This is a genomic window from Burkholderia dolosa (genome assembly GCF_902499135.1).
GTDB lineage: Bacteria > Pseudomonadota > Gammaproteobacteria > Burkholderiales > Burkholderiaceae > Burkholderia > Burkholderia dolosa.
The window spans coordinates 75940-90440 of record NZ_CABVPR010000017.1 but is presented as its reverse complement, the minus strand read 5'-3'; the positions used below and the strand labels follow the sequence as shown (position 1 = coordinate 90440).

11 protein-coding genes are annotated in these 14501 nt (G+C 68.9%); 7 read left to right on the top strand and 4 right to left on the bottom strand.

Annotated elements, in window-relative coordinates; genetic code table 11:
* The 4 genes from BUB20358_RS10535 to BUB20358_RS10520 form a co-directional block, all read left to right on the top strand.
* A partial coding sequence (locus BUB20358_RS10535; protein WP_174905070.1) for a sulfite reductase subunit alpha occupies window positions 1–1738 on the top strand: 1738 nt, incomplete at its 5' end.
* 170 nt (window positions 1739–1908) lie between these two features.
* Entirely contained in the window at window positions 1909–2343 is a 435-nt protein-coding gene (locus tag BUB20358_RS10530) for a hypothetical protein (RefSeq protein ID WP_035974196.1), read from the top strand.
* A gap of 459 nt (window positions 2344–2802) precedes the next feature.
* Window positions 2803–5397, top strand: a complete 2595-nt coding sequence (gene mprF / locus BUB20358_RS10525; RefSeq protein WP_035974194.1) for a bifunctional lysylphosphatidylglycerol flippase/synthetase MprF — start codon at window positions 2803–2805, stop codon at window positions 5395–5397.
* Window positions 5394–6671, top strand: a complete 1278-nt coding sequence (locus BUB20358_RS10520) for a virulence factor family protein (protein WP_006766010.1) — start codon at window positions 5394–5396, stop codon at window positions 6669–6671. Before mprF ends, BUB20358_RS10520 begins: the two co-directional genes overlap by 4 nt.
* Window positions 6672–6843: 172 nt before the next feature.
* Here BUB20358_RS10520 and BUB20358_RS10515 read toward each other — a convergent pair whose 3' ends face one another.
* Both BUB20358_RS10515 and uxuA read right to left on the bottom strand, forming a co-directional pair.
* Window positions 6844–8154: an MFS transporter gene (locus BUB20358_RS10515; protein ID WP_006766009.1), complete on the bottom strand. Its 1311-nt coding sequence runs from the start codon at window positions 8152–8154 to the stop codon at window positions 6844–6846.
* Between the two features lie 70 nt (window positions 8155–8224).
* Window positions 8225–9295 carry a mannonate dehydratase gene (gene uxuA, locus BUB20358_RS10510; RefSeq protein ID WP_006766008.1) on the bottom strand — a complete coding sequence of 357 codons (1071 nt, stop codon included), beginning with the start codon at window positions 9293–9295 and terminating at the stop codon, window positions 8225–8227.
* A gap of 271 nt (window positions 9296–9566) precedes the next feature.
* On the opposite strand from uxuA, the gene BUB20358_RS10505 reads away from it, so the two are divergent.
* From BUB20358_RS10505 to BUB20358_RS10495, 3 genes are all read left to right on the top strand, one after another.
* Window positions 9567–10292, top strand: coding sequence for a FadR/GntR family transcriptional regulator (locus tag BUB20358_RS10505; RefSeq protein WP_006766007.1), 726 nt, complete (start codon window positions 9567–9569; stop codon window positions 10290–10292).
* Between the two features lie 331 nt (window positions 10293–10623).
* The gene (locus tag BUB20358_RS10500) at window positions 10624–11751 is read left to right on the top strand and encodes an ABC transporter substrate-binding protein (protein ID WP_006766006.1); all 1128 of its coding nucleotides are present in this window, start codon (window positions 10624–10626) and stop codon (window positions 11749–11751) included.
* Window positions 11748–13517: a diguanylate cyclase domain-containing protein gene (locus BUB20358_RS10495; protein ID WP_006766005.1), complete on the top strand. Its 1770-nt coding sequence runs from the start codon at window positions 11748–11750 to the stop codon at window positions 13515–13517. The genes BUB20358_RS10500 and BUB20358_RS10495 overlap by 4 nt, the downstream gene beginning before the upstream one ends.
* Before the next feature lie 93 nt (window positions 13518–13610).
* Here the strand turns inward: BUB20358_RS10495 and BUB20358_RS10490 are convergent, their stop codons facing one another.
* Window positions 13611–13910: a DUF4148 domain-containing protein gene (locus BUB20358_RS10490; RefSeq protein WP_006766004.1), complete on the bottom strand. Its 300-nt coding sequence runs from the start codon at window positions 13908–13910 to the stop codon at window positions 13611–13613.
* A 282-nt stretch (window positions 13911–14192) separates the two neighbouring features.
* On the bottom strand, window positions 14193–14453 hold the full coding sequence (locus BUB20358_RS10485; protein WP_006766003.1) for a hypothetical protein: 261 nt from the start codon (window positions 14451–14453) through the stop codon (window positions 14193–14195).
* Window positions 14454–14501: the final 48 nt, after the last annotated feature.

The window sequence follows — 14501 nt, the reverse complement described above, 5'->3', positions numbered from 1 at the left end:
GTGGCTCGACGGCATGCTCGCCGGCCTGTTCAGCCGCTCGACGCCCGCGCGCGCGCCCGACGCGGCCGCGCCGGCATTGCCGGCCGATGCAGCGGCGCCCGGCAGCGTGCGGATCGTGCGCGCGCGGCCGAAGGTCGTGCTGCTGTGGGCGTCGCAGACCGGCAACATCGAATCGCTGACCGAGGACTACGCGACGCAGCTGATGAACGCGGGCTTCGAGATCCGTACCGCGTGCATGTCCGACTATCCGGTCGCGTCGCTCGCCGGCGCGCAATACGTGCTGCTGATGACGAGCACGTTCGGCGACGGCGATCCGCCGGACAACGGCAGCGAGTTCTGGGACGCGCTGCAGAGCGCCGGCGCCGCGCGCCTCGACGGCGTGCACTTCGCGGTGCTCGCGTTCGGCGATCGCAACTACGACCAGTTCTGCGGCCACGGCCGCCGGCTCGACGCGCGGCTCGCGGAGCTCGGCGCGAAGCGGCTCTGCGCGCGCGTCGATTGCGACGTCGAATTCCAGCGCGACGCCGACCAGTGGCTCGAACGCGTGGTCGCGCGGATCAAGGAAGCGGACGCCGCGCTGTACGCGGTGCCGTCGGGCGGCCTCAGCGCATCCGGGCTGCTGCCGACCAAGTCGCATCCCGCGCCGTCGAAGCTCGTCGCGAACCTGCGGCTGAACCGGCCGGGCGCCGCGAAGGACACGCGCTACGTGTCGCTGTCGACCGAAGGCGCGAACCTCGAATACGAAGCGGGCGACGCGCTCGGCGTGTGGCCGACCAATTGCCCGGAGCTCGTCGACGAACTGCTGGCCGTCACCGCGCTGAAGGCCGATACGCCGGTGTCGGTGCCGGGCGTCGGCGACGTGCGGCTCGGGGACGCGCTCGCGCGCCACTTCGACATCACGCGGCCGCACCCCGATACGCTCGCGTTCATCGCGTCGCGCACCGCGAACGGCGCGCTGAAGGCGCTGCTCGCCGACGACCGCAAGGCCGACCTGAAGCAGTGGCTGTGGGGCCAGCAGCTCGCGGACGTGCTGCACGAGTTTCCGGTCGAGCTGTCGGGCGCGGAGCTGGTCGGCATGCTGAAGCGGCTGCAGCCGCGTCTGTATTCGATCGCGTCGAGTCCGAGCGCGCACCGCGGCGAGATTCATCTGACCGTATCGGCCGTGCGCTATCACAACGGCCGGCGCGCGCGCAAGGGCGTCGCGTCGACGTTCCTCGCCGATCGCGCGGAGGACGGACGCGTGCCGGTGTTCGTGCAGAAGTCCGCGCATTTCCGGCCGCCGGTGAACGGCGACGTGCCGATCGTGATGGTCGGCCCCGGCACCGGCGTCGCGCCGTTCCGCGGCTTCCTGCACGAGCGGCAGGCGCGCGGCGCGCGCGGGCGCAACTGGCTGTTCTTCGGCGAGCAGCACGCGCAGACCGACTTCTATTACCGCGACGAGCTGAGCGCGATGCACGACAGCGGCTTCCTGACGCGGCTCGATCTCGCGTTCTCGCGCGATCAGGCCGACAAGATCTACGTGCAGGACCGGATGCGCGAGCAGGGCGCCGAGCTGTTCGCGTGGCTCGAGGAAGGCGCGCATTTCTACGTTTGCGGCGATGCGTCACGGATGGCGAAGGACGTCGATACCGCGCTGAAGGCGATCGTCGCCGAGCACGGCGGGATGTCGGACGACGCCGCGAGCGACTACGTCGCGCGGCTCGCGAAGGCGCGCCGCTACATGCGCGACGTGTATTGAGCGCGATCGCGGGCCGCGCGGGCGTCGGCGTGCGAGCGCGCCGGCCACCGGCGGCGAGCGGCAGGATTCGGCGACGAACGGCAGCGAACGGCGGTAATCGGCAGCAATCAGCAGCAATCGGCGCGACGATGCATGATGGCGATTCCGCCACGAACCTACGGAGTCATCCGATGCCGGCATTTGCGCATTTCCCGATTCGCATGCTGACGATCGCCGCGTCGCTCGCGGCCGCCGCAGCGTTGAGCGCGCCCGCGTTCGGCCAGACGTCGAGCGTGCCGACGAGCACGGCCGCCGCGACGCCGGACAACGCGGTGCTGCTGACCGTCCTCCTGAAGCACGACCAGTCGCGCCCGCTCGCGGAGCTGAACGCGCAGCTCGCGAAGCAGGGGTTCTACAAGGCGTTTCCGCCGCCCGGCGTCGAAGTGGTGAGCTGGACCGTGACGATGGGCATCGGGCAGATCGTCGTGCTGCGGCTGCCGGCGTCGCGGCTGCGCGAGGTCAACCGCGTGCTCGAGGACACGGCGTGGGGCGCATATCGCACCGAGTTCTACCCGACCTACGATTACAAGGCGATCGGGCTCGCGGAGCACGACCGCGCGAAGTGAGTCGCGGCGGGCCGGCCGAGCGTGCGCCGCATCGGCGGCAGCATCGGCGACGCTCTGCGAACGTGGATGTAAGAGAAATGAAGGAATCCGCGCATGGTGTAAACGCGACGGGCCGCCGCGAAGTCGTGCGCACCCGCCGTATCGACTCGGGCGTATTTACCTTCGATGCGCGACTCGGCCGTCATTCGGCAGAAAATTCCGCGCGGTTCCCGGTATGATGCGCACCGTGCGCATCATTGGATGCGCTGCCGCCGTACGCGGCGCCCCGGTGCCCACGTGCCCGTTAACTGCTCGGGTAATCGATGAAAGATTTTGTAATAAAAGTTCCGTATACTCGCCATTTCTGATCGAGGCGCTGTCAGCCTCGTGCTTCGGCCAACCGCCCACGCAGAGCAAACCGATCCGTCGCCGCCCGGCCGTCCGGCGCCGCGACCCGCTATGCACCACCACGAATAACCTATGTCTTCCCGTCACACTGGTTCGCCCGGCCGTGCCGCGGCGATGCTTGCCCGTGTCTCGGCGCTGATCCGCAGCGAACGCGTGCTGTCGCCGCTGCTCGCACTCGGCATCGGCCTGCTGCTGATCGTGGTCTTCCAGCACCTGTCGCAATCCGTCGACTACCGGTCGGTGATCCGCCAGCTTCGCCACATGTCGGCCGGCGAGTGGGGCGCGTCGCTCGCGGCGACGGCGCTCAGCTATCTCGCGCTCGTCGCGCGCGACGCGATCGGGCTGCGCTACGTGGCCGCGCAGGTCCCGCGCGCCGCGCTGTGGATCGGCGCGATCGCCGGTTCGGCGCTCGGCAACGCGACCGGCTTCGGTGCGCTGACGGGCGGCGCGGTGCGCGCGCGCGTGTACGGCGTGTCGGGCGTCACGCCCGCGCAGGTCGGCCGGATGACGGTGTTCACGAGCGGCACGCTCGCGCTCGCGCTGGTGCTGATGACGGCGGTCGGGATGGTGTGCGTGCCGCACGCGCTCGCAGAGATGCTGCACGTCGCGCCCGGCGTGCTCGTGTGGAGCGGCGCAGCGCTGCTCGTCGCGCTGGCCGTGCTGGTGGCGATGTGCGGCAACGCGGCGCGCCCGGTCGTCACGCGCTTCAAATGGCTCGCGTTCGACGTGCCCGCGCGGCGCGATCTGGTTGCGCAGGTGGTCTACGCGGTGCTCGACGTGATCGCCGCCGGCCTCACGCTGTGGGTGCTGCTGCCGGCCGCGCCGGTCGGCTTTCCGACGTTCGTCACCGTCTATGCGGCCGCGCTGCTGCTCGGGATGATCGGCCATACGCCGGGCGGCATCGGCGTGTTCGAGGCCGCGATGGTGTTCACGCTCGGCCGCGAGGTGCCGGCGCACGCGATGGTCGCCGCGCTGATCGCGTATCGCGCGATCTACTTCGGCGTGCCGCTCGTGCTGTCGGCTGCGCTGCTCGCCGGTTTCGAGGGCCGCGCGCTGCGCAGCCGGCTCGTGTCGCGGCAGGCCGCGCGCGTGTCGCTGCTCGCACCGCTGTTCCTGAGTCTCGTCACGTTCGCGGTCGGCAGCATGCTGGTGATCTCGAGCGCGACGCCCGCGTTCTGGCATCGGATCGCGATCCTGCGCAACATCGTGCCGCTGTGGGTGCTCGAAGGCTCGCAGGTGATCTGCAGCGTGCTCGGCGTCGCGCTGCTGTTCGTCGCGCGCGGGCTGCTGCGCCGCCTCGACGGCGCGTGGTGGATGACTTTCGCGCTGACGCTCGCGAGCCTCGCGCTGTCGCTCGCGAAGGGGCTCGCGTTCGTCGAGGCAGGCGTGCTCGGCACGCTGCTCGTGCTGCTGCTCGTCAGCCGCCGCCGCTTCAACCGGCATTCGTCGCTGCTCGCCGAGCGCTTCACGCTCAGCTGGTTCGTGTCGGTGACGATGGTGCTGATGCTCGCCGTATGGGTGCTGTGCTTCGCGTTCCGCGACGTGCCGTATACGCGCGATCTGTGGTCGCATTTCTCGTTCGACGCGCGCGCGCCGCGCGCGCTGCGCGCGACGCTCGCGGCCGGCGTGTTCGTCGCGATGTTCGCGCTGTGGCAACTGCTGCGGCCGGCGCCCGGCCGCTTCGTGAAGCCGGCGCCGCAGGATCTGCGGGACGCCGAGCGCATCATCCGCGCGCAGGAGTGCAGCGATGCGGGCCTCGCGCTGATGGGCGACAAGTCGTTCCTGTTTTCCGAGTCGCGCCGCGCGTTCCTGATGTATGCGAAGTACGGCCGCACGTGGGCCGCGCTGCACGATCCGGTCGGCCCGCGCGACGAATGGCCGGCGCTGATCGGCAAGTTCATCGCGCTCGCGCACGCGCACGGCGGCCGCGCGGCGTTCTATCAGGTGCGCGCGAATGCGCTGCCGCTGTATCTGGACGCCGGCCTCACGCTGATGAAGCTCGGCGAGGAAGCGCACATCGCGCTCGACGAATTCGACCTGAAGGGCTCGCACCGTTCGCACCTGCGCTACGCGCTGCGGCGCGGCGACAAGGACGCGCTGAGCGTCGAAGTGATCGCGCCGCGCGACGTGCCGGCCGCGCTGCCGGCGCTGCGCGACATCTCGGACGGCTGGCTCGACAGCCGCGATGCGCGCGAGAAGAGCTTCTCGGTCGCCGCGTTCCACGACGGCTATCTGGCCACGCAGTCGGTGATGCTCGTGCGGCAGGCCGACAAGCCGATCGCGTTCGTCACGTTCATGACGACCGACCTCAACACCGAGGCGACGGTCGGCGTGATGCGTCATCTGCCGGAAGCGTCGCCGTACGCGATGGAATATCTGTTTACGCAGCTCGCGCTGCATCTCAAGGAAGCGGGCTTCCGCAAGCTAAGCCTGGGCATCGCGCCGTTCTCGGGAATGGGGGCGGCGAAGATGCCGTCGCCGTGGCACCGGCTCGGTGTGATGGTCTGGCGCTTCGGCGGCCGCTTCTACAACTTCCGCGGCTTGCGGGCATTCAAGAGCAAGTTCGAGCCGCACTGGGAGCCGCGCTATCTCGCGGCCTCGGGCTCGGTCGGCGTGTTCGTCACGCTCGCGGATCTGTCGTTGCTGGCTGGAGGTCGGCGTTCATGATGCTGAAGAAGGGAATCGCGCAGGCGGCCGCCGCGTGCGCGGGAATGATGCTGGCCGGCGCGGCGCTGGCCGCGCAGCCGGCCGCGGCGAAGCCGGAAATCGTGTCGGGCGGCCGCTACGGCCCGGTTGCCGTGACGAAGCCGGCCGGGCCGCTGCGCGGCTTCGTCGTGCTGTTCTCGCGCGGGCGCGGCTGGGATGCCGCCGATCAGCAGGCCGCCGACGCGCTCGCGAAGGCGGGCGCGATGACGGTCGGCGTGGACTCGGAGCGCTACGCGGCGAACCTGGCCGCGAAGCAGGAGACCTGTCATCACCTCGACGGCGATGCCGAAGCGGTCGGTCACCAGCTCGAACGCGTCGTGCAATCGTCGCGCTATTACACGCCGATCGTCGCGGGCCTCGGCCAGGGCGGCGCGATCGCGAAGCAGATTCTCGCGATGGCGCCGGAGAACACGATTGCCGGCGTCGTGTCGGTCGAGCCGGCGCCGAAGCTCGATCCGCGTTTCAAGCCGTGCCCGCCCGATCCGACGATCGTGCGCCGCGCGATGCCGGGCTTCGTCGAGACGGCCGCCGCGGGCGACACGACGAAGCTCGTGTCGCTCGTCGCGTCGCACCTGCACGACAGCAGCAGCGCGGACGAACTCGACGTGTCGGACCTGCCGCTCGTCGAGCTGCCGGCCAAGGGCAGCGACCGGCTCGCGATCGTGATCTCGGGCGACGGCGGCTGGCGCGATCTCGACAAGACGATCGCCGAGGCGCTGCAGCGCGACGGCGTGTCGGTGGTCGGCATCGACAGCCTGCGCTACTTCTGGAGCGAGAAGTCGCCGGCGCAGACGAGCCGCGATCTCGCGCGCGTGATGCGTACGTACATGGCGCGCTGGCATGCGAACCGCGTCGCGCTGGTCGGCTACTCGTTCGGCGCCGACGTGATGCCGTTCGCGTACAACCGGCTGCCGGCCGACCTGCGCGACAAGGTCGCGGTGATGTCGCTGCTCGGCTTCGCGCCGGCGGCCGACTTCCAGATCCGCGTGACGGGCTGGCTCGGGATGCCGGCGAGCGACAGCGCGCTGAAGGTCGCGCCGGAAATCGCGAAGGTGCCGCCGCAGCTCGTGCAGTGCTTCTACGGTGCGCAGGAGCAGGACACGATGTGCCCGGCGCTCGCGAACACCGGCGCCGACGTGATCAGGACGCGGGGCGATCACCATTTCGGCCGCGACTACATCGCACTGGAGAAGAAGATTCTCGGCGCGTTTGGCAAGCCGGTGGCGGCGCGCTGAGCGCGGCGGCCGGCGCGGCGCGTGCGCCGGCCGGTTCGCACGCGGTTTCATCGTTCGGGCGGCATGCAGGTATGCCGCCCGTTTTCATTGTGCGCGGCTGCTTCGAGGCGAGCGTTCGCGCGTGGGCCGCGCGTGCGTCGCACGCACGCGTGCCGCGCGCGGTCCGGATGCGTCACGCCGCATTCGGCTGCGCATTGCGCCGGCCCGCTGGATCGCGCAGCGCCGGCAGCGGCTCGATCTTGCCGACGACGAACAGATACGACAGCGCGCCCACCACGCACAACGCGCCGGCGACCGCGAGCGGCACGACGAACGAGCCTTTCGTGATCGCCAGCATCACGCCGGTGAACGTCGTGATGAAGATGCCCGCGAGGTTGCCGGCGAAGTTCTGGATGCCGCCGAGCGACGCGACGTGCGCGGGCGTCGGCGCCACTTCGCCGACGAGCGTCCACACGTTCGCGCCCGCGAACGACAGGCTTGCATAGGCGAGCGCGAACAGCGCCACGCACACGCGAACGTCGTCGACGAATGCCGACAGCGCGATCGACGACGACAGCAGCATCCCGACCACGAGGCAGGTCTTGCGCGCGGCCGTCGCGCTCCAGCCGCGGCGGAACAGGCTGTCCGATATGTAGCCGCCGAGCCAGCCGCCGGGAATCGCGAGCAGCGCCGGCAGCATCCCCCACGTGCCGAGCGACGCGAGCGAGAAGCCGCGCGACTGCAGCAGATAGCTCGGAAACCACGTGATGAAGAAATAGATCGCGAAGTTCAGGCAGAACAGCCCGATCATCATCCCCCACACGGTGCGGTAGCGGAACAGGTCGAGCCACGACACCTTCGGGCCATCGGTTGCGTCCGCAACGGCCGGCGCACCGCGCTGCGCGAGCAGCGCATCGACCGCGTCCGGCGCGATCGCCCGATAGCGTTCCGGGTCGCGGTAGATGAACCACCACGCGAGCGCCCATACGATCCCGATGCCGCCGGTGATCACGAACGATCCGCGCCAGCCGACGATCGAGATCAGCCACGCGACGAGCGGCAGCGACAGCGCGGAGCCGACGCGCGACCCGCTGTCGAAGATGCTGCTCGCGAGCCCGCGTTCGCTGCGCGGGAACCAGTTGAACGCGACCTTCGCGAACGACGGGATCGCGGCCGCTTCGCCGACGCCGAGCATCAGCCGCACGCCGACGAGCTGCGCGAGCCCGCGCGCCGCGCCCGTCGCGACGGTGAAGGCCGACCACCAGCCGACCGCCAGCGCGAGGCTCACGCGCACGCCGACCTTGTCGATGAACCAGCCGGCCGGCAGCTGCAGGAACGCGTAGGTCCAGAAGAACGCGCTCAGCACGAGCCCCATGCCGACCGCATCGAGCCCGAGGTCGGCGCGAATGCTCGGCGCGGCGATCGCGAGGTTCGCGCGGTCGATGAAGTTGATGACGTTGGCCAGAAAGCACATCAGGATCATGGTCCATCGGATGCGAGGCATAGCGAGTCTCCGCGCGGAATGTCGTGGCGGCGACCGGCGTTCCGCTGCGCCGGCCGCGTCGAAGGACGGTTTACTGCGGCTCGCGCGATGCGTGCGGCGTGCGGTCGAACTTCTGCAGCGCTTCCCACAGGCCGTTCAGATAGACGGCGCCGAGCGCACGATCGTAGAGGCCGTAGCCGGGCTTGCCGGTTTCGCCCCAGATCATGCGGCCGTGGTCGGGGCGCACGTAGCCGGTGAAGCCGGTGTCGTGGTATGCCTTCACGATCGCGGCGATGTCGAGCGATCCGCAGCTCGACAGATGCGCGGTTTCCTCGAAGTCGCCGTTCGCGTCGACCTTCACGTTACGGATATGCGCGAAATGGATGCGGCCCATCGCGCCGAATTCGCGCACGAGCGCTTCGACGTCGTTCTGCGGGCCGGCGCCCAGCGAACCGGAGCACAGCGTCAGCCCGTTCGCCGGCGAATCGACGATGCGCAGGATCTGCGCGAGGTCGTCGCGGTTCTTCACGATGCGCGGCAGCCCGAAGATCGGCCGCGGCGGATCGTCCGGATGGATCGCCATCTTCACGCCGGCTTCTTCGGCCACCGGCACGACCGCTTTCAGGAAGTACGCGAGATTCGCGCGCAGCGCGTTCTCGTCGACGTCGCGATAGTCGGCGAGCAGCGCCTGCAGCTCTTCCGGGCGATAGCTCGAATCCCAGCCGGGCAGCGCGATGCCGTCGTTCGGATCGATCCGGTCGACCGCGTCGGTGCTGAACGCGAGGCACGTCGAGCCGTCGTCGAGCGTCTTCGACAGCTCGGTGCGCGTCCAGTCGAACACCGGCATGAAGTTGTAGCAGACGACCCGCACGCCGGCCGCGCCGAGATGACGGATCGTCTGCCGGTAATGGTCGATCAGGCGGTCGCGGCTCGGCTTGCCGAGCTTGATGTCCTCATGCACGGGCACCGATTCGACGACCTCGAAGCTCAGGCCGGCCCGCTCGATCGTCGCCTTCAGCGCGTCGATCTTGTGCGCGGGCCAGACGTTGCCGACCGGTTCGTCGTAGATCGCGGACACGATGTGCGTGACGCCCGGAATCTGGCGGATGTATTGCAGCGAGACCGGATCGGACTCGCCGTACCAACGGAAAGACATCTTCACGGAAAGGGCTCCTGGCGGACGGTTCAGGCGGACGGCGATCGATGGGCGGCGCGCCGCTCGATCGTCGATGCGAGCGGATTATGGGTGGTATACCAATATTCGGCGATAGTGGTTTACCAGTTGTCGGCACCTGGCGGCGCCGCGCGGCTCGACCGGGCGTCGATACCGAAAATGCGGCAGTGCCGGCCGGAAGGCTGTCGGCCGGAATTGGTGTACCATTTTGCCGATCCGGCGCCGCATGCGCGCCGGCCAGCCCGTTGCGAGCGTTTCGATGACCGATCTTTCCAGCCTGCCAGCCAGCCGCGATGCCGACGCCGCGGACCGTTCCTATATCGGCCTTGCCCGGCAAATCCACGCGATGGTCGCGGCCGGCGCGTTCGAGCCCGGCGCGCGGCTGCCGTCCGAGCGCAGCCTGGCCGACCAGTTCGGCGTGAGCCGCACGCAGGTGCGCGAAGCGATCATCGCGCTCGAGGTGCAGGGAATCGTCGAAGTGCGGGTCGGCTCCGGCATCTACGTGTCGTCGGCCGCCGACGCCGCACGGCCGGTGACGTTCGACGTGCCGCGCGGTCCGGGCCCGATCGAGACGCTGCGCGCACGCGGGCTGATCGAAGCGGAAGTCGCCGCGCTCGCGGCGACCGAGCGCAAGGATGCCGATCTCGACCGGCTGTTTTTCGCGCTGGCGACGATGCGCGAGCAGATGAACGACAAGGCCGCGTACCACGCGGCCGATCGCGAGTTCCATCTGCGCATCGCGGAGTCGACCGGCAACACGGTGCTGCTGCACATGGTCACCGCGATGTGGGACTGCGCGCGCAGCGATCCGCTGTGGGACAAGATCGAGGAACACTTTCACTCGACGGCATTGCGCGAGGCGTCGCAGGAAGATCACCAGCGAATCTTCGCGGCGATCATGGCGCGCGACGCCGCGGCCGCGCGCGACGCGATGCGCGCGCATCTGTCACGCGTGATCGCCGAGTTCACGCAGGCGTGGCGTTAACAATCTTTCAATCATGACAAAAATGACGAACGCGGCGCGACCCGTCGGAGCCGCTTCGTGTTCATCGCGCGCATCGCGGTCGCCGATATCGGCGTCACGCGGCGGTCGTGTCCGTTCGTTCGGACTCCGGCGATGACGCTCGCTTCTTGCGCGCGCAACGACATGTGATCGACGCCGCACAGCCGGATTGCCGTTCGTGTTATCGGCGCACGCGCGATTGCATCGGTGAACCGTGCGGTACGCAATCTCGTGCGACTTGTGCTGATTGCGCCACATATCTTTTTATGGTCTCGTTGCAAGCTGTCGCATCGACTCGAAAAAGGACAGTCGAATGCAGCCGGGCGATTCGGGTGGAGACCGATTGATCAGCGGAATCGGCGCGCGTGGACGCGAGCGCGGCATCGTGCGCCGGCGCTTCGTCCTCGCGACGCTCGGCTTGCTCGGCGGCGTGCCGGCCTTCGCCGGATCGCCGGCAGCGGCCAACGACACCGTGCTGCGTGTGCTTGCATGGCCGGGCTATGCGGACCGCGACGTCGTCAATGCATTCGAGACGCAATTTCATGTACGCGTCGAAGTGACGTTCGTCGACTCCGACGAGGCGTTGTGGGCGCGCATGCAGAGCGCGTCGCCGCCGCCGTACGACGTGCTCGCGGCCAATACGGCGGAGATCCAGCGCTATGCGCGCGAACGGCTGCTTGCGCCGATCGATCTGTCGCGCATCCCGAACCGCGAGCGGCAGGTGCCGGGTTTCCGTCAGCTCGCGACGATCGGCGGGCTCGTGCACGGCAATGCGGTGTACGGCATTCCGTTCACGTATTCGTCGATGGGTCTCATTTACGATCGCAGGCAGGTGCGCGACGCGCCGCGCTCGATGCTGGAATTGTGGAACCCGCGCTATCGCGGCAAGGTGCTCGACTTCAACAGCGCGCAGCACAATTTCTCGTTCACCGCGCTCGCGCTCGGCTATCCCGATCCGTTCAACCTGACGCGCGAGCAGACGTTCGCGGTCACGCGCAAGCTGATCGAGCTGCGTCGCAATCTGCTCACGTACTACACGCTGCCTGAAGAGGCGACCGCGCTGTTCGTCCGGCATCGCGCGGCGCTGATGTTCGGCAACTACGGCACGCAGCAGCTCGCGCTGCTGCGCCGCGCCGGCGCGGACGTCGGCTACGTGATTCCCGATGAAGGCGCGCTGGCATGGCTCGACTGCTGGGCCGTCACGCAGGCGACGGACCGCCGCGAACTCGCGTTCGCATGGATCAACTACATGCTCGAGCCGGCGGTCGGCAAGCTGCTCACCGAACGCCAGGGGCTCGCGAGCACGCTCGAGCCGCTGCGCGGCGCCGACGCCGCACGCCAGCGCCTCGTGTGGATCCGGCCGGTGGAGGATATCGCGCGGCGCGAATCGCTGTGGAGCCGCATCGTGTCGGGCGATCGGCCGGAGCAGTTCGAAAAATGATCAGGCTCGGGCTCACGTCGAAGCTGTCGGTGCTGTTCGCCTGCATCGGCGTGATCGCGTCGGGCGCGACCGGCTACTACACGTATCGCGCGAACCGCGCGATGCTCGTTCAGGAAGCGCAGCACAGCCTGCTGATGTCGACGCAACTGCTCGGCCAGCGCTTCACGACCGCGCTCGCCGACGTGGCTGACGATGCGCTCGTGCTCGCGCAGCTGCCGTCCGCGCCGTTCGTCGCCGGCAGCGACAGTCCGGACCGTGCGCGTCGCGCGCGGCTCGAGCAGGTGTACTACAGCTTCATGCGCAATCACCCCGAGTATCTGCAGGTGCGGCTGATCGCGAGCGGGCATTTCGGGATCGAGCGGATTCGCGTCGATCGCGATGCGAACGGCATCGTCGTGCTGCCCGAAAGCGCGCTGCAGGAAAAAGGGCAGTTTTCCTACGTGTTCGACACGCTCGCGACGCCGCCCGGGCACATCTACCTGTCGCCGATCGCGATCAATCACGAGACCGGCTCGCATGCGGCCGAAGGGCTGCCGATCCTGCGTGTCGGCACGCCGGTCGTCGACGTGTCGGGCCGTACCGTCGGCGCGCTCGTCGTCGACGTCGAGCTGTCGCGCCTCTTCGATCGGCTCGAACGCGATTTGCCGCCGGACTATGCGGTGTACCTCGCGAACGAGTGGGGCGATTTTCTCGTGCATCCCGATCCGTCGCAGGCGTTCGGCTTCGATCGCGGGCGGCGCGTGCTGATGCAGGAGCGCTTCGCGGCGACGCGCGCGCTGTTCGACGGCGCACGGACGAACGTGACGCTCAACGGGCTCGCGCGGCCCGACGACGCGCCGGGGCAGATGTTCGCGTTCGTGCGCACGCCGTTCGGGCACGACGATGGCAACCGCTTCGTCGTGCTCGGCATGGCGCGCCCGCTGTCGGACGTGCTGACGCCGGCCGGCATGCTCGGACAGCGCATCGTCAGGATGGTGCTGGTGTCGAGCATGCTGGCGGTGATCGTCGCAATCTTGTCGGCGCGCGCGATCACGCGTCCGCTGCACGCGCTCGCGCGCGCGGCGACGCACGTGTTCGACGATCCGGCCGCCGAGCGGCTGCCGGTCGGGCGCGCGGACGAGATCGGCGTGCTCGCGCGCTGTTTCGACAGCATGCGCGTCGAGATCCGCTCGCAGGTCGCGATGCTGCGCGCGAAGCAGCAGGAGCTCACGCATCTCGCCGGTCACGATCCGCTGACCGGACTGCCGAACCGTCTGTTGTTCATGGAGCATCTCGATGCGGCGATCCGCCATGCGGCCGCGGTGCAGGAGGGGCTTGCGGTGATGTTCGTCGACCTCGACGGCTTCAAGCAGGTCAACGATCAGCTCGGCCACTCCGCCGGCGACCGCGCGCTCGTCACGGTCGCGAAACGGCTGAGCCTGGTGCTGCGCAGCGGCGACATGGCGGCGCGGTTCGGCGGCGACGAATTCATCGTGCTGATCTCGGACGTGCGCTCGCCGACCGTGATCGACGACGTCGCGTCGCGGATCCAGATCGTGATGGCGGAGGAGCTGGAGTTCGGAGACAAGCGGCTCGCCGTCGGCGCGAGCATCGGCGTCAGCGAATATCCGGCCGACGGTGCGTCGGCCGAGGAACTGCTGGTGAAGGCCGATGCGGCGATGTATGCGGCGAAGGCCTCCGCGCAGTTCGCGTGCGTGCGCTATCAGGAACTGCTCGCGGGCGGGCCCGACGAAGCGGGCCGCGCGGCGTCCGGCGGCAGCCGTTGATTGCGTCAGCCGGCGCCGCAAACGCGACGAGCCCGGCGCGGGCAGGGCTCGTCGTATTCGTGCATGCGGCGCGCGATGCGCGCGGCAACCTGCTTAGTGGCCGAAGTAGACCGAGTCGCGCGGGTTCTGCACCTTCGCGACCGGTGCGCCGCCCTGAACGACCGCGGCCGGCTGCGCGCCGTAACCGCTCGCGTCGGTGGCCTGCACGCGGGCTTCGGCGGCCTGGATGTCGGCAGGGTAGTACGGGCTCGACTGGGTCGGCTTGTAGCCGGCGTTTTCGAGCTGCACCAGTTCGTTGCGCACCTGCGCGCGCGTCACGGTGCTCTGAGCGAATGCGCCGAACGAAGCGGACAGCGCGGTAGCGGCAACGGCTGCATAAACGAGCGATTTCATGATGACCTCCGATGTGTGTATTGGCTTTCCGCGTTCGACACCGTGTCGTCAGCGGTTGATTACATCGTAGGCGCCGGTGAACCTAGGGTAAACGCGAGTTTCGGCGAAAGATCGTTGTCGCCAAGGCAATAATTTCGGGATAAATGTCGTCGGTCCCCATTTACGGGCCGGCGGGCAACCGACGCGCCGCGATCCGTCCGAACGCAAGCGCGCGCACGCGCGACGCGTCCGCAACGTGGGCGGAAACGGATGCAGTGGGCGGCGGGGGAGCTTCTGCGCGAATCAGACGCTGTCGGCGTCGTCGATTTCCTTGCGCTCGCGGCGTTCCTCGTTGCCGCGGCGCGCGCGCAGACGCTGGCGCGACAGCACGGCGATCACCTGCTGCGTCGGCGCGTCGGACGGCAGCTCGTTGCGGATACGGTCGGGCACCATCGGCAGGCCCGCGCGCTGCCGGCGCAGTGCCTTGGCGATTGCGCGGCGGCATTCGTCCCCGTGGCAATCCCATTCGTCGCGGATTCTCTGGCAATAACGGCATCGTTCCATCGCGACAGTCTAACGCGTCTGCGCGAATCGAGCCGGTGCCCGGCAAGC